Annotated in this window: 22 protein-coding genes; 15 read left to right on the top strand and 7 right to left on the bottom strand. The window is 49.2% G+C overall.

The features are described 5' to 3' along the window. Positions 1-18: 18 nt before the first annotated feature. Positions 19-315, bottom strand: a complete 297-nt coding sequence (locus BN1360_RS19545) for a hypothetical protein (protein ID WP_068781546.1) — start codon at positions 313-315, stop codon at positions 19-21. Then, positions 308-886 carry a MarR family winged helix-turn-helix transcriptional regulator gene (locus tag BN1360_RS19540; RefSeq protein ID WP_068781545.1) on the bottom strand — a complete coding sequence of 193 codons (579 nt, stop codon included), beginning with the start codon at positions 884-886 and terminating at the stop codon, positions 308-310. Before BN1360_RS19540 ends, BN1360_RS19545 begins: the two co-directional genes overlap by 8 nt. 306 nt (positions 887-1192) lie before the next feature. On the opposite strand from BN1360_RS19540, the gene BN1360_RS19535 reads away from it, so the two are divergent. From BN1360_RS19535 to BN1360_RS19495, 9 genes are all read left to right on the top strand, one after another. Continuing rightward, positions 1193-3301, top strand: coding sequence for a penicillin-binding protein (locus BN1360_RS19535; RefSeq protein ID WP_229521055.1), 2109 nt, complete (start codon positions 1193-1195; stop codon positions 3299-3301). A 144-nt stretch (positions 3302-3445) separates the two neighbouring features. Then, positions 3446-3985, top strand: a complete 540-nt coding sequence (locus tag BN1360_RS19530; protein WP_068781543.1) for a TetR/AcrR family transcriptional regulator — start codon at positions 3446-3448, stop codon at positions 3983-3985. Then, on the top strand, positions 3982-4296 hold the full coding sequence (locus tag BN1360_RS19525; RefSeq protein WP_068781542.1) for a DMT family transporter: 315 nt from the start codon (positions 3982-3984) through the stop codon (positions 4294-4296). Before BN1360_RS19530 ends, BN1360_RS19525 begins: the two co-directional genes overlap by 4 nt. Before the next feature lie 14 nt (positions 4297-4310). Continuing rightward, positions 4311-4667, top strand: coding sequence for a DMT family transporter (locus tag BN1360_RS19520; RefSeq protein WP_068781541.1), 357 nt, complete (start codon positions 4311-4313; stop codon positions 4665-4667). Between the two features lie 163 nt (positions 4668-4830). Next, the gene (locus BN1360_RS19515) at positions 4831-5073 is read left to right on the top strand and encodes a (4Fe-4S)-binding protein (protein ID WP_195714283.1); all 243 of its coding nucleotides are present in this window, start codon (positions 4831-4833) and stop codon (positions 5071-5073) included. Positions 5074-5078: 5 nt separating this feature from the next. After that, the gene (locus BN1360_RS19510; RefSeq protein WP_068781539.1) at positions 5079-5357 is read left to right on the top strand and encodes a GNAT family N-acetyltransferase; all 279 of its coding nucleotides are present in this window, start codon (positions 5079-5081) and stop codon (positions 5355-5357) included. A 136-nt stretch (positions 5358-5493) separates the two neighbouring features. Then, positions 5494-6054 carry a DEAD/DEAH box helicase family protein gene (locus BN1360_RS19505; protein WP_068781538.1) on the top strand — a complete coding sequence of 187 codons (561 nt, stop codon included), beginning with the start codon at positions 5494-5496 and terminating at the stop codon, positions 6052-6054. Between the two features lie 39 nt (positions 6055-6093). Then, on the top strand, positions 6094-6558 hold the full coding sequence (locus BN1360_RS19500) for a hypothetical protein (RefSeq protein WP_068781537.1): 465 nt from the start codon (positions 6094-6096) through the stop codon (positions 6556-6558). Between the two features lie 71 nt (positions 6559-6629). Next, positions 6630-6875: a DUF2164 domain-containing protein gene (locus tag BN1360_RS19495; RefSeq protein ID WP_068781536.1), complete on the top strand. Its 246-nt coding sequence runs from the start codon at positions 6630-6632 to the stop codon at positions 6873-6875. Positions 6876-7004: 129 nt separating this feature from the next. On the opposite strand, the gene BN1360_RS19490 is transcribed toward BN1360_RS19495, so the two are convergent. The 5 genes from BN1360_RS19490 to BN1360_RS19470 all read right to left on the bottom strand — a co-directional run bounded on the left by BN1360_RS19490 (position 7005) and on the right by BN1360_RS19470 (position 10848). Beyond that, positions 7005-7274, bottom strand: coding sequence for a phosphatidylinositol kinase (locus tag BN1360_RS19490; RefSeq protein ID WP_068781535.1), 270 nt, complete (start codon positions 7272-7274; stop codon positions 7005-7007). A gap of 110 nt (positions 7275-7384) precedes the next feature. Beyond that, positions 7385-7585 (bottom strand): DUF6199 family natural product biosynthesis protein, encoded by a 201-nt coding sequence (locus BN1360_RS19485; protein WP_068781534.1) that lies wholly within the window; start codon positions 7583-7585, stop codon positions 7385-7387. An 81-nt stretch (positions 7586-7666) separates the two neighbouring features. Beyond that, entirely contained in the window at positions 7667-7858 is a 192-nt protein-coding gene (locus BN1360_RS19480; RefSeq protein ID WP_195714282.1) for a hypothetical protein, read from the bottom strand. 207 nt (positions 7859-8065) lie between these two features. Next, positions 8066-10561 (bottom strand): DsrE/DsrF/DrsH-like family protein, encoded by a 2496-nt coding sequence (locus BN1360_RS19475; RefSeq protein WP_068781533.1) that lies wholly within the window; start codon positions 10559-10561, stop codon positions 8066-8068. Continuing rightward, entirely contained in the window at positions 10558-10848 is a 291-nt protein-coding gene (locus BN1360_RS19470) for an ArsR/SmtB family transcription factor (RefSeq protein ID WP_068781532.1), read from the bottom strand. The genes BN1360_RS19475 and BN1360_RS19470 overlap by 4 nt, the downstream gene beginning before the upstream one ends. A 250-nt stretch (positions 10849-11098) precedes the next feature. On the opposite strand from BN1360_RS19470, the gene BN1360_RS19465 reads away from it, so the two are divergent. The 6 genes from BN1360_RS19465 to BN1360_RS19440 all read left to right on the top strand — a co-directional run. Beyond that, on the top strand, positions 11099-11956 hold the full coding sequence (locus BN1360_RS19465) for an undecaprenyl-diphosphate phosphatase (protein ID WP_068781531.1): 858 nt from the start codon (positions 11099-11101) through the stop codon (positions 11954-11956). 104 nt (positions 11957-12060) lie between these two features. Further along, positions 12061-12651 (top strand): AAA family ATPase, encoded by a 591-nt coding sequence (locus tag BN1360_RS19460; protein ID WP_068781530.1) that lies wholly within the window; start codon positions 12061-12063, stop codon positions 12649-12651. A gap of 205 nt (positions 12652-12856) precedes the next feature. Then, entirely contained in the window at positions 12857-13651 is a 795-nt protein-coding gene (gene thyA / locus BN1360_RS19455) for a thymidylate synthase (RefSeq protein ID WP_068781529.1), read from the top strand. A 73-nt stretch (positions 13652-13724) separates the two neighbouring features. Next, a complete protein-coding gene (locus tag BN1360_RS19450) occupies positions 13725-14222 on the top strand; it encodes a dihydrofolate reductase (protein ID WP_068781528.1) in 498 nt (165 codons plus the stop codon). Between the two features lie 177 nt (positions 14223-14399). Next, positions 14400-15887 (top strand): glutamate synthase subunit beta, encoded by a 1488-nt coding sequence (locus tag BN1360_RS19445; protein ID WP_068781527.1) that lies wholly within the window; start codon positions 14400-14402, stop codon positions 15885-15887. Between the two features lie 343 nt (positions 15888-16230). After that, on the top strand, positions 16231-18201 hold a 1971-nt coding region (locus BN1360_RS19440), incomplete at its 3' end, for a DNA topoisomerase 3 (RefSeq protein ID WP_068781526.1).

Raw genomic sequence — 18201 nt, 5'->3', positions numbered from 1 at the left:
ATTGTTAAGGCAAGACCATTAGGGTCTTGCCTTTTTTTTGCTGAAAATAAGCTGAAGCATGCTGCAAGTTATACTTACTGCGCCAAGCCAAAACAGCCAATGGACGGCGGTTAAGTATGAAGAGACGATGAGCAGCAGTGCGATGGTGATAGATACATAATAATCAACGCTGCTGGGTTTCTTCCGAATGAGATTTTTTGTTTTTGAAGCAGCTTCTTGGACTTTACTGCTTGCATAATCCGTTTTTTCCTTAATTTGATTCGCGGCTTCTTTTACTTTTTGCTGAGGCGTTCTATTCATATAGATTTTATTCATGATTCATTCCTCCATATCGCCGTCTGGCGAATTCAGATAACACCCTTTCCAGAGCGTCGGCTGTAATCAACGGGGCCGTCTTATCGGTTTCCAGATTCGCATTCTGCTCAAATCCATCCAGTTCCTCACCATCAAAGCGATATAATTTCTGCAATAACCTCCAGAAGGATTCAATTTCGTCTGAGGTGAAGTCATGGAACATATCCGCCAGAAAGTAAGTGGACCTCTCGGAGCAGGCAATTAACGCTTGTTTACCTTTAGGTGTAATTTCAACATTGATAGAGCGTTTATCCGATGGGTTTGGTACCGTCTGAACATAACCCTTGTTCGCTAAGCTTGTAATTAGCTTGTTCGCCGTCTGCTTAGAGGTACCCAGCTTTTTGGCGATATTCATTAATGTGGTATCTACGACAGGTAAGTGGGCGATAGCAATCAGCGCCATATGCTGCCGCGAAGTTAATATTTCCAGCGTCTCATCTCCCCGTATTTGGACCTTATTAACTACCGAAAATAATGTGGCATAGCTCTGCTGCATGAAATGCAGCTCCTGCAATAAGCGGTTGATATCCATAAGAGGCTCCTTTAAAAATTAGTAACCATGTTGACTATATTAGAATACCTCATTGATAATGATAAGTCAACATGTTGACTATATCTGTAATATGCCGTCGCCTACTCTTAATTCATGAAACATGAATAACTTGTTTGATTCTGGAATGTTATGAAATATAATGTATTCTAACAAGACTCTATCTAATAATCTTATATCGCGAGGTTACCCATGATTAGAAGATTAAGATTACGGACATTAGTAATAGGCGGATGTATCACCTTTTTCTTTGTCGTATTGATGATAAGGGTATTCTGGTTACAGGTGATGGAGACGGAATTCTGGACGGCGTATGCGGAGCAGCAATGGTCCAGAAAGCAAACCCTGTACGCAACCCGGGGGACGATTACGGATCGCAACGGCGAGGTTCTGGCGATGATGGCCCCTGCTTATACGGTATCCGTGAATCCGAAGCTGATTCATAGTCTGGGCTTGCAGGAGGAAGTGGCTGAAGGTCTTAGTGAGGCGCTTGGCAAGAACAAAGCCGACCTCATCAAGCTAGTAAATGCGAAAAATAAAGAGGGCAGCTTCTATGTACAGCGCGAGGTGCGTTATGAAGGCTACAGGATCGATCAGGCTCTGAGGGATCAAGTCGAGCTCTTGGCCCGGAAGCTGAAGGACAAGCATGGGCTGGATGATGTAGGCATCTACCTGACCAAGGAGCAGAAACGTTTTTATCCTTGGAAGAGTCTGGCTGCCCATGTGCTGGGTTATGTGGATCGTGACGGGATTGCCATATCCGGTCTGGAGTCATTATACGACGAGGAATTAAAGGGGCAGGACGGCTCTTTTGAATATAAAAGCGATGGCCGGGGAATTACGGTTACAAGGGCGGATGAGATATTCAATCCAGCCAAAAACGGCATGAATATCGAACTGACGATCGACCATACGATCCAATATTATATTGAAGAAGCGATGAAGGAAGCTTTCGATGAGCTGAAGCCGATTAGCATGACCGTAATTGCCGCAGATCCGAAGACGATGGAAATATTGGGCATGGCAAATCTGCCTACCTATAATCCGAATGAATACTGGCTGGAGGATGATCTGGGCAATTTCTACAATCATGCGATCAAGTCGGTGTATGAGCCAGGTTCGACCTTCAAGATCGTCACCTTAGCAGGGGCGGTACAAGAGGATTTATTCGATCCGAAGGCCAGATATATGTCGGGAAGCATCCGGGTGCCAGGTCAAACCTTGCATGATATTAAGCGTTTGGGCTGGGGGGAGATCGACTATCTGGAAGGAGTTATGCGCTCGAGTAATGTGGCCTTCGTTAAGCTCGGCTATGAAATGCTCGGACCAGAGCGATTGAAGCAGTATGTGGATCATTTCGGATTCGGGCAGAAGACAGGCATCGAACTGCCTGGTGAAGCGGCGGGTGTAGTAAGCCCGGAACAGCCATCCGAATATGCCACTATGTCATACGGGCATGGCAAACTGATGGTTACACCCCTGCAACAGCTGGCAGCAGTAGGCGCTGTGGCCAACGGGGGCATGCTGCTTAAGCCTCATATCATTAAATCGATCACCGATCCCCAATCTGGAGAAGTCACCAAGACTCAGCCAGAGCCTGTTCGTCAAGTGATCTCCGCGGACAAAGCCAAGGAGGTCGGGGAATATCTGGAGCAGGTTGTATCTAACAGTGAATACGGAACCGGGCGTCGAGCTTATATTGATGGCTACCGCGTTGCCGGCAAGACGGGTACAGCCGTTAAGCCTTTCAAGGGGCAATACGATTATACCAAGCAGGTCGTGTCTTTTATCGGATATGCGCCGGTCGATGACCCTAAGGTCGTGATGCTGGTTCTGATCGATGAACCAATGGACTCGGATCTGGGCGGGGGCAAGGCAGCAGCCCCGATATTCAAGAAAATTATGAACCAGATGCTCCAGTATATGGGCGTGCGGAAGACCATTACAGAGCCTGGGGACGATGGGTTTGGCGAGAAAACAGCAATGCTTAGGACTCCCGATTTAAGCAAACTAACTTTACAGCAGGCATTAACCGAGCTTCGCGATACGGACATCCCTTATGCCTTACTGGGGAACGGGAAGGAGCTTGTCTCGCAATTTCCGAAACCGGGAAGCTTATTGGTGAAGGGACAGCAAATATATCTTCTGACGGAGGCCGTAGACCATATCCAAATTCCCGATCTCAAGGGCCATTCGCTTCGCGATGCGCTGGAATTGTTATCCGTGCTGAATATTTATGTTACCTTTGAGGGAGAAGGCTTTGTCGTCTCACAGTCGGTCTTGGAAGACAGCGTGAATAAGCAGGTGAAGCTTGTGCTTGAACCCCCGGGCGGAGTGCGCAGCGAGAGTGAGGAAGATGAGGAAGCGATCGAGGCAGAGAGTGAAGATATGGGGTAAGGGCGGGCCGTGAGGCTCGCTCTTCTGTTATTTTGGACCGGGTCTGTATGCAGTATTGAATAGACCGTTTCTTTTTGTTAAAATAAAACCGTCTGGACGGTATAGTGAAATTGTGCGTCTAGAGCAGATATGGAGGTTATGATCATGGCGAAATCGAAGCGTTCGCTTCTGCTTGAAGCTGCTTCTGCAATTATAGTGGAGCAGGGCATCAGCCGTTTAACTCTGGATGAGGTGGCCGCTAGAGCGGGCGTCAGCAAGGGCGGCCTGCTATATCATTTTTCGAGCAAGGATGAGCTGATCCAGGGATTAAATGAGGAGACCATTCGCGAGTTCCGTGAATTGCTGCAGCAGGAGCTGGAGGAGACGGGCAGCTATACAAAGTCATATTTGCTAGCAACGCTGCGACAATTAGAAGGCCGCGGCCCTTATAATGCAAGCTCCAGCATGTTGGCGGCGATCGCCACCAATATGGAGCTGATCCAGCTCTGGGATGAAGACTATCAAAGGTTCCGCACCGAGATGGTGAAGGAGGGGCTTTCGTTCGAGGCTGGTATGATCATTCGCTTGGTTGCGGACGGGTTTCTCTACTCCTGGTTGTTCAATAGTGACCCGCTCAGCCAGGAGGAAGGGCGAAGAGTTATTCATTTTCTGTTAGAATTCATCGATAAGGAGAAGGACTTATGAGCTACTTGATGCTAGGTCTAGCGATTGTAATGGAAGTTTTCGCTGCGACAATGCTGAAGCTGTCGAACGGCTTTGCCAAATGGGCTCCGATCACCGGTGTCATTGCGGGATACGGGCTGGCATTTTGGCTGATGTCACAAGCGTTGAAGTTTCTGCCATTAGGATTCGTATATGCAACCTGGAGCGGCATCGGAACGGTCCTGACTGTTCTGGCCGGAATGTGGATATTCAAAGAGAAAATGAATCGTCAAGCCTGGGTCGGTATGGGCATCCTCATCGCTGGCATTGTCTTGTTAAATGCAGCGAAGTAAAGGGAGGCATGGATATGTCCGGTATTCTATATTTAACGTTGGCGATCCTCTTTGAAGGTTTTGCCACGACGATGCTGAAGTTATCGGAAGGGTTCACTTTGCTTGGACCCAGTCTCGGCGTTGCCGTAGGTTATTTGATCTCCTTCACATCGCTTAACTTTTCCTTGAAGCATATTTCCCTCTCGACCGCCTATGCGACCTGGAGCGGAGTAGGAACGGCTTTGTCGGTAGTGATTGGAATCGCTGTCTTCGGAGAACCTATTAACCTGCTGAAGATCTCCGCGATTGTGCTCGTAATTATCGGTATTGTTGTAATGAACCGGGCCAGGGTTGAGAAGACGGAGGGGCAAGCAAGCTCTCCAGGCATGTAGCAAGGGCGCCGATGCGAGCTGCTGCCATAATGCAAATCATAGACAAACTTAATTTATGCATCTATACTTTATTAAGTAACTATATTTATACTGAGAGCTATTATATTATGAACTATAATACGGCCGCAGTCTGGTATTTTTCAATAGGAAGGTTGGGTTCATCATGAGTCAGAAAGTGTACCAAGGAGAAGAAATCGAAGTATATTTTGATGCGGAGAAATGTATTCATTCCGGAATATGTGTGAAGGGGATGCCGGAGGTATTTGATCTCAAGAAGCGTCCATGGGTGAACACTTCAGGCACCTCAGCCGATAAGATTACGGCTCATATTGATATTTGTCCCAGTGGAGCGCTGACCTACAAGTGGCATACCAGGCCAGCCGATAACGAGATCGAGGAGGAGTGAGATTCATGAGCAAGGTTCAGCACCATGTGCAGGAGCATCAATTTTATATCGAGGTTCACGGGGAGACTATTGCTGAAATGACCTATAGCATATCCGGCGAGACACTCTATATTATCGATCACACGTACGTGGATGATAAGTATCGCGGACAAGGGCTGGCGGAGGATTTGATGTCCCATGTGGCCGATTATGCCAGACGCCATCAGATCAAGCTATTCGGGTTATGTCCGTTCGCCAAGAGACAGTTGGAGACGAAGTCGGAATATGCCGATGTAAAGTATTAATCTGTCAGATACAGACTAAGACGGGTTCTTGTTCACAAGCACCGGTCTTTTTTATTATGCGAATGCTGCAAAAATGGTTGACCGCAGCCTCCAATCTTGTTATATTTCTTGGAATAATGTGGAGGTGGGGTGTCTGATGAAGCTGATCATTTTGTTTGGGCCGCAAGCCGTCGGCAAAATGACGGTTGGCCAGGAGCTTGAGAAAATAACCGATCTGCGGTTGTTCCATAACCATATGACGATCGAACTGGTAACGCCTTTTTTTAGCTATGGCAGCGAAACGGGAAAAAGACTGGTGAACTTGTTCCGCGAAGAAATTTTTGAAGAGGTGTCCAAAAGCGATTTGCCGGGATTAATCTTTACTTATGTGTGGGCTTTTGATCTTGCTGGCGATTGGGAATATATCGATCGACTTAGCAAGAAGTTCGAAGCTCGCGGAGCCGAGATTTATTATGTTGAGTTGGAGGCCGAGCTGGAGGAACGACTGGAGCGCAATAAGACACCGCATCGGCTGCAGCATAAACCAACAAAGAGAGATATTGCTCGCTCGGAGCAGGACTTGATCAGCACAATGGAGAATTACAGATTGAATTCTTACGCCGGAGAAATTCAAAAGAGTAATTATTTTCGCATGAACAATACGAATCTCAGCGCAAATGAAGCGGCTAAGACCATTAAAGAGAAATTTGAGTTGTGATTTATAAACACCAGGTTTGCAGGCAGGTGAATGTGATAAATGAAAGTTTGGAAGTTAATCGTATCCGGTTGCATCATAGTGCTCGCCATGCTTCTCATGATGTACTTGAGACCCGCAAAAATTCATAAAGAGCTGCCTGCGCTGATTTATTCGACGGATAAGAAGTTTGAGCAGCATACCACGATCGCTATCGAGGGAACGGCCTACCCTAGTCTGACTGGAAAAGATAAACTGATCGGGAAGCTGACGGTCGATCATGATCTGCAATATGAGGTGAAGCTGGAGTATAACGGGGATTACTATTTTTATACCCTTTTGAATCCCCATCATCCTGACAAAGAGCTTGAAACGATAGGTACGGTATACGTATCAAAATCTGTTGATCTCATTTGGTTTATGTCCAAAGATATTAATGAACGTTACAATATAGATGGTTATGTGTTCGGACCTGCGGGGAATTATACGGAGGCAGAGAAATTAATCATTCAATTGATGCATCATTAATTGAAAGAGTGAGAGCAGTAGCAAATCAGTTCAGCACATCAAGATAAAACCAGTATGGAGGACAAAATACGATGATACCTATTAAGCTGCCGAAGGAACAAAAGCAAGAGATTGTGGAGAGTGTGAAGGAATATTTTGAAATGGAACGGTCCGAGAGCATCGGTGATATCGCTGCGGAGCAATTGCTCGATTTTATGCTCAAAGAGCTTGCTCCCTATGTGTATAACAAGGCGATCGACGATGCTCGTCAGGCTGTTGAGCAGAAGCTGGTGTCGATCGAGGAGGAATTATACTCTTTGAAGAAGCCGCTGCGTTAATCGGCTGCCAGCGGTGAGGGGAGCTTTTACGCGAAGAATGGCTCCATCGCTTGCCTGTGCGCCTTGCCGTTGAAATAACAAGAAGGGATATGAAAATTCCATACCCCTTAAGCAGGCCGGCCGGTTGACCTACAGGAAGAAGGGAAGCAGAAATAGATCATTAATCGCATAAAACGGTATCCGCCTGCGGAAGAAGCGGCGTCGCGGAAAGAAGCCGGGATGAAAACCGAACTGTCGCTTGTTTGCCGGCATCCCTGCCATGACCTCATCGGTTGGAATGGCGAGGGTGACGAAGTCGTTGTCGACATGGGCGATGAAGCCGTCATAGTTCTGTCCGTCTTTCGTTGCGATGCCGACATATTTATTCATGCAGTTCCAGCAAATTTGTTGATAATCCATAGCTACCCTCCTTACAGGAATGGTTCTCAACTATAGTCTATGGATGATAACCCAGAGTGCACACGACATTCGCCCACCCTGATGAGAAATAGCGCGAGCGGAATCGAACGCTAGCTTATTCCAACAAAAAAGACGAGGATACCTACGAAAATTGCTACTCCACCGCTGATCCGGGTGAGCGTTAGATAAGTATCGCTGGGTTCGGAATCTCCGTCTACTTTCCAGCCTTCTTTTAAATACCAGGCGAACTCCGGCTTCGCTAAATTGAGTACACCGATTATGATACATATTATCCCTATCAGAAAATTCAACGGATTCAACTCCTTTGGAATAATTACGCGCGAGCAGAAATAATGTTTCGGTGAAATGAACGTCGAGCTTTGGATGTGACTCTAGGGAAAAGAGGATACAAGATGAGCAGCGTAGCGGGTAAGATCAGCGGCATTTTTATTCCGGTCAAAGATTTCATCGCCGCCCGTCAATGGTATTGAGACCCGGCGATATCGTTCCGAATCAAGCAGCGGCGAAGCGATTATCCAACGGATGGGGAAGGACCTGGTCTGGCCTGGGATATATTTGTTCATGTTGATTATGAGCAATTTGATGTTTTAGAGCAGCAATTACGCGCGAACGGGGCCAATATTATTAAGGGTCCGATTGAAGCAACACATAGTAATAGGATGACCTTCAAGAACATATATGTGCAGGATCGGACGGATATAGGATTGTATTCGGATAAAATAGAGAGGCTATCTCTCGTCATGGTGACGAAGGATAGCCTCTGCTTCATTTTAAATGAATAAATTAATGCCTGATTGATCGGCTTTGCCGAGATAGTAGCCGACTCCGGCGACCTTAACGCCGTCGATCAGCTCCTCGTGCTTGATGCCCATGACGTCCATCGACATTTGGCAAGCGACGATCTCCACGCCTTGCCGGATCGCCGATTGAATCAGCTCTTCCAGGGAGGAGACATTATTGTTGTTCATCACCGAGCGGATCATCTTCGCGCCCATACCCATCATGTTCATTCTGGATAGGGACAGCTTCTTGCTGCCGCGCGGCATCATCGCTCCGAACATGCGTCCGATCGTATTTTTGGAGACAGCAACCTTCTCTGGCTTGCGGATGATATTCAGTCCCCAGAAGGTGAAGAACATCGTCACTTTCTTGCCGCTGGCCGCCGCACCATTAGCGATGATAAAAGAAGCGATCGCTTTATCCAGATCGCCGCTAAAGACGATCATCGAACTTCCTTCAGCGGTTGCTTGCGCCGCAGCGATAGAGGTCGCCTCAGTCAAGGGAGCTCCTTTTTCTACATAGGCTTCAATTGTACCGTTCGGATTTTTGCTAACTTGTCTAAGCTGGTTGCCGGACATTTTGACCCAGGCCTGAACATCCTCGTAGAAACCGGCATCTGTTGCCGTAACATGCAAGATGTCGCCGCTGCTTAGCTCATCCATCTTCATCCTAAGCTGAACGAGCGGTCCGGGGCAGCATAATCCGCATGCGTCCAGCTCAGCAGCAGCTTGAATCATTGGTTCAGCCGTGGAGGCGATCTGTCCCTTGGCCGCAGTGCGTTCCTGCTGCAAGTTTACTTTATTAACCGGTTGCCCCGCAGGGGGTGCAGCTGCTCCGCCGGGCTTATAGTTTGCCATTTGATAGGTTTTGTAGCCGCCGGACAGGTTGCGCACCTTGAAGCCTTTTTGCTGCAAAATCCGCGATGCCGTGTACCCTCTTAATCCCACTTGGCAGTACACCCAGATCTCCTTGGATGCATCCAGTTCATCAAGCCGGCTGCGCATCTCATCGACTGGAATGTTCAAGGAGTCAGGAATATGCCCATTCGCATGCTCAAGCTCGGAACGAACGTCGACCAGGATGGTATTTACCGTATCTCGCTGTGCAAGCTGCTGTGCCGTGAACACTTGTGTTCTTCCGCTCAAAATATTCTCAGCGGTGTAGCCGGCCATATTTACCGGGTCTTTTGCGGAAGAGTACGGCGGCGCATAAGCCAGCTCCAACTCGGTTAGATCCGCAACATTGCCGTGAAAACGAATCACGGTAGCAATATCATCGATCCGCTTGTCAACACCATCATAACCAACGGCTTGAGCGCCAAGCACAGTGCCTTGATCATCAAACAGCAGCTTTAAGGATAGCGGAGTTGCTCCCGGATAGTAAGCGGCATGGGAATTGGGATGAACATAGGATACGTGGTAGGGTAATCCCAATCGCTGCAAGGTTTTCTCGTTATTGCCCGTTGCTGCCCCAGTTAAACCAAATACTTTGATAATGGAAGTGCCCTGTGAGCCTTTATAGGTTGTCTTAAGACCATACACATTGTCCGCAGCGATCCGCCCTTGCTTGTTGGCCGGCCCTGCCAGCGGGATCGCTGTCTTGTTTCCATTAACGAAATCGACAACTTCAACCGCATCGCCTACTGCATACACTTGATCCAGATTGGTCTCCAGATGATCGTTCACGATGATATGGCCCCGCGGTCCGAGTTCCAGCCCGCTATTCTTCAAAAAGCCGGTATCCGGGGTAACCCCAATGGCAAGAATGACAATCTCGCCAGATAATGAGCTTCCGTCAGCGGTTTGTACCTGGATCCGATCGTCTGTCTCCCGGAATGAGGCTACAGTCTGCGACATCAGCAGACGCACACCACGCTCTTCCAACTCTTTGGCCAGCACAGCCGACATTTCAGAATCAAAGGGAGCTAAAATTTGCGGTCCGCCTTCAATTAAAGTAACATCAAGACCGATATCGCGCAGATTTTCAGCCATCTCTACACCGATGAAGCCGCCCCCGATGACGATTGCCGACTGCACTTTCTCTTCGACGACACGGGCTTTGATCCGATCCGTATCCGGGATATTCCGCAGCGTATGGATTCGTGGGCTCTCGATGCCAGGCAGGTCCGGGCGGATGGGCTTTGCGCCCGGGGAGAGGATCACTGCATCATAGCTCTCCTCATATTCGCCGCGCTCCTTGCTGCGGACAAGTACGGTCTTGTTGTCCGGACGAAGCTCCATAACCTCGCTTTCGGTACGAATATCGATATTAAAGCGCCGGTACATGGCTTCCGGCGTCTGCACCAGCAGCTTGGACCGCTCCTTGATGGAGTCGCCAATATAATAGGGAAGTCCGCAGTTGGCGAAGGAGATGTAGGCATCCCTCTCGAACATGACGATATGCGCTTCTTCATCCAGTCTCCGCAGCCGTGCTGCCGCGGTCGCGCCCCCGGCGACACCACCTACGATTAATACTTTTCTGCTCATGCTTGTTCCTCCTCAAATAATGCTGTAATCAGCTTTCTAATCTTCTCATCCACAATTCGATAATGGATCTCCAGTCCGTTGCGCTCAGCCTCTACGATCCCGGCGCTGCGTAATTTCTGCAAATGCTGCGATACCGTCGATTGCGGCAGATCCAGGCATTCCTGCATATAAGAAACATTACACCGCTGTTTATCCATAAGTCCCCGGATAATACAGAGCCGAACCGGATGGGCCAAGGCCTTCAATATTTCCGCGGCCTGGTTATTAGCTTTAAAATTGTTGTCCACAAGGATTTCACCTCGACCTATTTCGTTATATCGTAATATTACGATATAGTGATATATAAGTCAAATCTACATTTTTAAGTACAAGCGTGCATATAAATAGGGAGTAATAACAAACGGTTTAGCTTGCTTCAATGGATTGAAACTTAACAAGCTGTGCTTGATTTCTTATATAATGAACTGGTAAAGTTGAAACGGGCCAAATTTTAAGGAGATAAGAATGAACGCTTTGAAAAGGAGATAAGGCAGGAAAATGGACAATATTTTGAACTTTTTGAAATCAATTATTTTAGGGATCGTAGAAGGGATTACCGAGTTCTTGCCGGTTTCCTCCACAGGCCATCTCGTCATCTTCGAGAACCTGTTAGGTTTTGAGGGGACAACCCCTTCCTTTGTAGAGATGTATACTTATGTAATTCAGCTTGGGGCCATTCTGGCCGTGGTTGTCCTGTATTGGACCAAAATCAAGGACACGCTGGTGAACTTTTTTCCCAAGAAAGTGGGGTTTGAACGTTCCGGGTTCAGGTTCTGGCTTATGCTGGCGATCGCCTGTATTCCCGGCGGTGTATTTGGTGTTTTGCTGAACGACCTGTCTGATAAGTACCTGTTTACACCGGTTGTCGTAGCTGTTACGTTATTCTTCGGCGGGATTTGGATGATGTATGCCGAATCCAGGTTCCGGAACAACAGTGCTCCGGGAATAGGCGGGGATGAACTGAATGTAACGGTCAAGCAAGCGATTATTATCGGCGCTTTCCAATGTCTGGCGATCATCCCGGGGATGTCCCGTTCCGCTTCGACGATCATTGGCGGCTGGGTTGCAGGGCTGTCTACAGTAGCAGCTGCGGAGTTCTCGTTCTTCCTGGCGATTCCGGTTATGGTTGGCATGAGCTTGCTGAAAATTGTGAAGATCGGCGGACTGACAAGCCTGACTGGGACAGAGATTACTTCCCTTATTATCGGCTTTGTCGTATCCTTTATCGTTGCGCTGGCGGTGATCAGGAAATTTATTTCCTACTTGCAGAAGAAGCCGATGAAGGTATTCGCTATCTACCGTATGATCTTTGCGATTATCGTACTGGTAGCAGGGATTGCAGGATTTTTCCACTAATAAAATAGTTCATTGAAGTCAAGATGCCTGGGCCTGGGGGAGTAACCTTTATCGCTCAGGCTTCGTCTTTTTATAGAGGTCCAAGTCAGACGGGTGGTGAGTATATGATTATTTGGATTAATGGAGCCTTTGGCTCAGGCAAGACGACCGCGGCATTTGAGCTGCAAAGGCGAATTCCTGATTCTGTCGTGTATGATCCAGAGCATGTTGGCTACTTCATCAGGAAGCAATTGCCGAGGTCCATACATAAAGGGGATTTTCAGGATTATCCGATGTGGCGGGATATGAATTATGCCATGCTGAAGCATCTGAGTGAGGCGTATAGCGGAACCGTTATCGTGCCGATGACAATTACGAATCGGGACTATTTTGCCGAGATCGTCGAACGATTACGGGCTGACGGGGCGGATATTTGTCATGTGACTTTGCTGGCTTCCAGGGAAACCTTGGCTAAGCGTCTTAAAGGACGAGGGGAGAGGGCGAACTCGTGGCCGATCCAGCAGATAGACCGCTGTCTGGCCAGTCTTGGTGCAGAGATATTCGCTGAACATGTCGATACCGATGGATTGACAGCGGATGAGGTGGTCGAACGGATTGCTGCGGTTAGCGGTGTTACGCTGCTGCCTGATGCGAGAAGCCGCTTCCGGAAGGCGCTTGATCGCAAGCTGATTACAATCCGCCATATTCGCTTTTGATAAGAAAACCTCCAACGAGGTATTCAAGGTTGTTTGAAACGGATTTAAAGGCAGGTTATCTTGTGATATAGAAATTCATCAGCATAGCGGATTTTGAGCTCGTATTTTAATGCCGGAGCAGGATCAAATTTTGCTACATGTAAAATTGCAGTCTGTTATAATAAAAAAGATATGTTATAAAACGAGTATTTGAGGTGTGCGCTTAATGAGAAATTATTTGGATTTACTACAGGATGTAATGGATCATGGGACGGAAAAAGAAGATCGGACAGGCACGGGGACTTATTCGGTATTCGGCAGACAGTTGCGCTTTGATCTCAGCGCAGGATTCCCGCTGATAACGACGAAGCGGATTCATTTGAAATCGGTAGTACATGAACTGCTCTGGTTCCTCAGCGGGGACACCAACATTAGATATTTGAAAGAGAACGGGGTTCGCATTTGGGACGAATGGGCGGATGAGAACGGTGATCTGGGCCCGGTTTATGGCTCGCAATGGCGATCCTGGCCAACTCCGGACGGAAGAAGAATCGACCAGATTGCAGACGTGATCGAGTCGATCAAGAACAATCCGGATTCGCGCCGTCACTTGGTCAGCGCCTGGAATGTAGCTGAAATCGATGAGATGAAGCTGCCGCCTTGTCACTTCGTATTCCAGTTCTATGTAGCTGACGGGAAGCTGTCTTGTATGCTGACGATGCGCTCTGTCGATACTTTCCTCGGTTTGCCATTTAACATCGCCAGCTATTCACTGCTTACGCATATGGTTGCCCAGCAATGCGGCCTGGAAGTTGGCGAATTCATCTGGTCGGGGGGAGACGTTCATATTTACAAGAGCCATCTGGAACAGGTGAAGACCCAATTGGAACGGGAGCCTTATCCTTTGCCGCAGCTTGTAATTAAGCGCAAGCCGGATTCTATCTTTGATTATGTCTATGAGGATTTCGAATTTGTTGGCTACCAGCATCATCCTGGCATTAAAGCCACTGTTGCGGTATAGAAGCTAGCTAATGATAGGCCTGCCTGTAGAGCGGCTATTTGTTGAACGGATTCCGGAAAGGAGGATGCGAAATATGGGAATAACATTTATTTGGGCGATGGCCAGGGACGGCGTGATTGGCCGGGATAATGATTTGCCATGGCGTTTGCCGGCGGATATGGCCTTCTTCAAAGCACAAACGACGGGGAAGACCGTACTGATGGGGCGCAAAACCTGGGAGTCGATGCGCAGCCGTCCGTTGCCGAACCGTCGTAATATCGTTATGACGAATGATCGCTCCTATCACGCTGAAGGTGCGGAGATCGTACATACGGTTGAAGAGGCGTTGGCTCTGGCGGATGGCGAAGAGTTAATGGTAGTTGGCGGGGCCGGGATTTTCCAACTGTTGCTTCCTTACGCGGACCGCTTGCTGGTGACGAAGATTGATGAGGACATTGCCGGAGATACTTTTTTCCCGGCGATCGATTGGTCCGAGTTCCAGCTGGAGCAGGAAAGCGAAGGAATTCGTGATGAGAAGAACCCTTATCATTACCGGTTTTTGACCTATGTCAGGCGTCATACGTCTGCATAATAGTGCAAAATATCATTTTATTAATCCATTAATAACGTTCCCCCGGGGTGCTAACATCAAGTTACACGATAACGGGAGGGTTCGCTGGCGGTTGCATTTCGTAATGCGCTGCATAGACAAGCCGGATCAGTCGATCCGGCTTGTCTGCTCTCGTTGGCAACGGATGGGGGAAATAAGATGTCTACACCAACTGGATTTATGGAGTATACCCGTCAGCTACCGGGGGACCGCAGTCCGCTGGAACGGGTTCATGATTGGCAGGAATTTCACAAGCATCTGACTGAACAGGAATTGCAGACACAGGGAGCGCGCTGTATGGATTGCGGAACTCCCTATTGTCATACAGGGATCGAGATGATCGGCGGCACCTCGGGCTGTCCGCTGCACAACTTGATTCCGGAATGGAATCATCTCGTCTACCGCGGCTTGTGGAGAGAAGCGCTGGAGCGCTTGCACAAGACGAATAATTTTCCGGAGTTTACAGGCCGGGTCTGTCCGGCTCCTTGTGAAGGTTCTTGTACAGTAGGGCTGATTGGCCAGCCGGTAACGATCAAGACGATTGAACAAGCGATTGTTGACAAAGGCTTCGAGGAAGGTTGGATTGTAGCGGAGCCGCCGGCTTATCGTACGGGTCATAAGGTTGCGGTTGTTGGCTCAGGTCCGGCAGGGCTGGCCTGCGCAGCGCAATTGAACAAGGCAGGACATGAAGTGACTGTATATGAACGTGCGGACCGGATTGGCGGTCTATTGATGTACGGCATCCCCGCAATGAAGCTGGATAAGCAGATCGTACAGCGCCGCGTTGATCTTCTCGCTGCCGAAGGCGTGAAGTTCGTTACGAATACGGAAATTGGCAAGGATATTATGACACAGCAGCTGATAGATCAATATGATGCGGTTGTATTATGCGGTGGGGCGACGAAACCGCGCAAGTTCGAGATTGAAGGCAGCCATTTACAGGGCGTGCATTACGCCATGCCTTTCCTGAACGGCACGATCAAGAGCTACCTCGACTCCGGGCTGCAGGATGGACAATATACCTCGGCGGCGGGCAAGGATATAATCGTCATTGGCGGTGGAGACACGGGCTCAGACTGCGTCGCTACAGCTCTACGCCATGGCTGCCGCAGCATCACGCAATTTGGCACGCATGCCAAGGCGCCGCTGGAGCGGGATCTGCTTGCCAATCCGTGGCCGCAATTCCCGAATGTCTATACGCTTGATTATGCACAGGAAGAGGCCAAAGCGCTTTACGGGCAGGATCCGCGGGAATTTTCCATCATGACTACCCGCTTTGTCGGCGATGAGCAAGGAAATTTGAAGGAGCTGCACACCGTTCAAATCAAACGTACAGTCGATGAGGAAGGCCGTAAAACCTATAAGCCTGTACCCGGGACGGAACGGGTCTTCCCGGCCCAGCTGGCGCTCGTTGCTATCGGATTTGATGGACCGGAGGCGACGATGATCGATGAGCTGGGGCTTGAGAGAGACCGCCGCAGCAATGTCAAAGCGCGTTACGGCAAATATAACACGAATGTTGACAAGGTGTTTGCCGCCGGGGATATGCGCCGCGGGCAAAGTCTGGTCGTGTGGGCTATCCAGGAAGGCCGCGAGGCGGCGCGGGAGGTCAATAAGTTCCTGACTGGGGACGGTACCCTATCTTGAGGAGAAGGTTTGACTAACGATAACATCGCATTTACCTAACGAAACGTGGTATCGCTATTTTTAGCTTAAATACGCTGCTGGGAATTTTAACGAAGCTGGGTATCGTTATTGCGATGAATGAAGGGCTTAACGACCGAATTTTCTGCTAATAACGATTGGGGTATCGCTAGATTTTAGAGGCCGCGAATCCTGAGGGAATAACGATCTGTAGTATCGTTAGCCGAAAACTTGGAGCGAAATATGTGAAAATATGCTATAATAGAGGTTAGCTACAGGGCTGCGCGGAGCGCGGCCCTTTTTATCTGTGGAACTGGAATGCTAGGAAAGAGGGGCGCTTGAAACAATGAAAACGCTCGTAATTGCGGAGAAACCCGATATGGGACGAACGATCGCTGCGGTGATTGAACCGCGGGCGAAGAATAATCGCTCTTATCTGGAAGGAGAGCAATATATCATTACCTGGGCGATCGGACACTTGCTTGGTTTGGCAGAGCCTGATGCTTATGATGATAAGTATAAAAAATGGAATTTCTATGATCTGCCGATCATGCCAGAGCAATTCAAGATTGTACCGAATCCGAAGACAAAGGATCAATTGAAGACGATCGGCGAGCTGGCCAAGCGTTGTGATGCGGTTGTAAATGCCTGTGACGCCGGGCGCGAAGGACAATATATCTTCGCTTTGATTCAGCAGCGGCTTAAGCTGATGCAGCCTGTCAAGCGGCTATGGATCTCTGACTTGACCTCGGAGAGCATCGCCAAGGGCTTTGCCGAGCTGCGGAGCAGCGAAGAGTTCGCGAATCTGACGAAGGCGGCGCGGGCGAGAAGTGAGGCCGACTGGCTCGTCGGCATGAATGCCTCGCGCGCCTTTACGACGAAGCATAATACGCTGCTCTCGGTCGGCCGGGTGCAGACGCCTGTACTCGCGTTGATTTATGATCGTCAGAAGGAAATCGAGAGCTTTGATTCCTTGACGTATTACGAGATCAAAGCCGAATTTGAACAGGACGAGCGTTGCTATATCGGAACCTGGCAGGGAGATCGATTGACAGACGCGGAGAAGGCGCGGTCTCTAGCGGATAAGGTGCGCGGCAAGCAAGGCCAGGTCGTGGAATATGAGGTTAAGGAGACGAAGGAATATCCTTATAAGCTGTATGACCTGACACTGCTTCAACGGGATGCGAACGCAAAGTTTGGTTATTCGGCCAAGAAGACGCTTGATTTGGCCCAGGCTTTATACGAACGTCATAAGCTGATTACATACCCGCGTACGAACTCCAATTATGTCACCGAACAAAATATCGAAGGCATGCACAAAACGCTGCATATGCTGAAATCTACAGACTATAAGGAATTGGCCGAGGGCGGGAACCAGAAGCTGGTGCATGTGAATAACAAGTCGGTCTGCAATCCTACTCGTGTGGAGGATCACCATGCCATTCTGCCGACGTTAAGAAGGCCGGGAACGCTTAGCAAGGAAGAGGGGAATATTTATGACCTTGTCGTCCGCCGCTTTCTGTCGCATTTCTATCCGGCGGCGGAATACAAGCAGCACACGGTAATGACGGAAGTTGAGAAGGAATTGTTCAAGACGAATGTGAAGGAACTGCTGTCCTTGGGCTGGAAAGTGTGCTTGCCGGGTGATGATAGCAAATCCCCAAAGCGCGGCAAGAAGAAGGATGAAGAGGAAGACCCGGAGGAAGAGGTCAGTGAGCCGTTCTCTGTTGACCGCGATAAGCCGGTGTTATGCAAGGAAGCAGAGGCGAAGGAGAAAGCCACTCAGCCCCCGAAGCCTTATACCGAAGGCACGCTGCTCAAGGCTATGGAGAGCGCTGGCAAGCAGCTTGAGAATGATGAGCTCCGCGAAGCGATGAAGGATGCGGGGCTTGGAACGCCGGCGACCCGGGCCGCCACGATCGAGCGGCTGAAAAGCGTTGGATATATCACGATGCAGGGCAAGCGGATCACGGTCACGCAGAAGGGCCGCACCGCCATCGAATTAATCAGACATGCGGGAGTAGAACTGTTAACTTCTCCCGAAATGACAGGTCAGTGGGAACGCCGATTGTACCAAATTTCCAAGGGAGAAGCGACTAGCGAGAAATTTATGGAGAACGTAAAGAAATTTACGATCTCGATTATTGAGAAGGTACGCGTACAGAAGAAAGCGGACGCTTCGCGGTTTGCCGGTGAGCCGGAGGAGAAGGGTAAGCGCGGCAGTCGCACAGGCTCTCGCTCCAAAGGGGGCGACACCGCGGCAGGAGACGCTTCCAGGAGGGGAAGCGGCGCCTCCGGCAGCGGACGGACCGCCGGA

The organism is Paenibacillus sp. GM2, assembly GCF_900069005.2.
GTDB lineage: Bacteria > Bacillota > Bacilli > Paenibacillales > Paenibacillaceae > Fontibacillus.
This window is presented reverse-complemented; position numbering and strand designations above follow the sequence as displayed.

What these genes read in the sequence shown, in the direction of transcription:
- BN1360_RS19545 (WP_068781546.1), bottom strand. Translation starts at nt 315, where the DNA reads ATGAATAAAATCTATATGAATAGAACGCCTCAGCAAAAAGTAAAAGAA.
- BN1360_RS19540 (WP_068781545.1), bottom strand. Translation starts at nt 886, where the DNA reads ATGGATATCAACCGCTTATTGCAGGAGCTGCATTTCATGCAGCAGAGC.
- BN1360_RS19535 (WP_229521055.1), top strand. Translation starts at nt 1,193, where the DNA reads ATGGAGACGGAATTCTGGACGGCGTATGCGGAGCAGCAATGGTCCAGA.
- BN1360_RS19530 (WP_068781543.1), top strand. Translation starts at nt 3,446, where the DNA reads ATGGCGAAATCGAAGCGTTCGCTTCTGCTTGAAGCTGCTTCTGCAATT.
- BN1360_RS19525 (WP_068781542.1), top strand. Translation starts at nt 3,982, where the DNA reads ATGAGCTACTTGATGCTAGGTCTAGCGATTGTAATGGAAGTTTTCGCT.
- BN1360_RS19520 (WP_068781541.1), top strand. Translation starts at nt 4,311, where the DNA reads ATGTCCGGTATTCTATATTTAACGTTGGCGATCCTCTTTGAAGGTTTT.
- BN1360_RS19515 (WP_195714283.1), top strand. Translation starts at nt 4,831, where the DNA reads ATGAGTCAGAAAGTGTACCAAGGAGAAGAAATCGAAGTATATTTTGAT.
- BN1360_RS19510 (WP_068781539.1), top strand. Translation starts at nt 5,079, where the DNA reads ATGAGCAAGGTTCAGCACCATGTGCAGGAGCATCAATTTTATATCGAG.
- BN1360_RS19505 (WP_068781538.1), top strand. Translation starts at nt 5,494, where the DNA reads ATGAAGCTGATCATTTTGTTTGGGCCGCAAGCCGTCGGCAAAATGACG.
- BN1360_RS19500 (WP_068781537.1), top strand. Translation starts at nt 6,094, where the DNA reads ATGAAAGTTTGGAAGTTAATCGTATCCGGTTGCATCATAGTGCTCGCC.
- BN1360_RS19495 (WP_068781536.1), top strand. Translation starts at nt 6,630, where the DNA reads ATGATACCTATTAAGCTGCCGAAGGAACAAAAGCAAGAGATTGTGGAG.
- BN1360_RS19490 (WP_068781535.1), bottom strand. Translation starts at nt 7,274, where the DNA reads ATGGATTATCAACAAATTTGCTGGAACTGCATGAATAAATATGTCGGC.
- BN1360_RS19480 (WP_195714282.1), bottom strand. Translation starts at nt 7,858, where the DNA reads ATGAACAAATATATCCCAGGCCAGACCAGGTCCTTCCCCATCCGTTGG.
- BN1360_RS19475 (WP_068781533.1), bottom strand. Translation starts at nt 10,561, where the DNA reads ATGAGCAGAAAAGTATTAATCGTAGGTGGTGTCGCCGGGGGCGCGACC.
- BN1360_RS19465 (WP_068781531.1), top strand. Translation starts at nt 11,099, where the DNA reads ATGGACAATATTTTGAACTTTTTGAAATCAATTATTTTAGGGATCGTA.
- BN1360_RS19460 (WP_068781530.1), top strand. Translation starts at nt 12,061, where the DNA reads ATGATTATTTGGATTAATGGAGCCTTTGGCTCAGGCAAGACGACCGCG.
- thyA (WP_068781529.1), top strand. Translation starts at nt 12,857, where the DNA reads ATGAGAAATTATTTGGATTTACTACAGGATGTAATGGATCATGGGACG.
- BN1360_RS19450 (WP_068781528.1), top strand. Translation starts at nt 13,725, where the DNA reads ATGGGAATAACATTTATTTGGGCGATGGCCAGGGACGGCGTGATTGGC.
- BN1360_RS19445 (WP_068781527.1), top strand. Translation starts at nt 14,400, where the DNA reads ATGTCTACACCAACTGGATTTATGGAGTATACCCGTCAGCTACCGGGG.